The following is a 243-nucleotide window of genomic DNA, read 5'->3' as shown; positions in this document are numbered from 1 at the left end:
TTGTTGAGATAAATACTTTTTTCTAATAGAAGTCCCATATTGACTGTCTGAGATATCAATCATTTTATTGAGAATCAAGTTCTTTAACTTCTGATCTTCTAACTCACGTTCTAATCGCTTAATCTTCTGTGCAGGTGTCTCCTTGGATTTTGATTTCATTAATAAAGAAGGTTTACTCCAGTCTAAGATACCATGTTTTCTCAACCAAACCAAAACAGTACTCCTACCTTGGATACCATACTT

The 243-nt window shown here is 33.3% G+C and carries 1 pseudogene; it reads right to left on the bottom strand.

Annotated elements, in window-relative coordinates:
• Nucleotides 1-243 (bottom strand): annotated as a pseudogene (locus Q1A46_RS20860) (IS3 family transposase); the annotation flags it as partial.

The organism is uncultured Tenacibaculum sp. (assembly GCF_947502995.1).
In the GTDB taxonomy this organism is placed as follows: domain Bacteria; phylum Bacteroidota; class Bacteroidia; order Flavobacteriales; family Flavobacteriaceae; genus Polaribacter.
The sequence above is the reverse complement of the archived record's forward strand: the minus strand, read 5'-3'. Positions and strand labels throughout refer to the sequence as shown.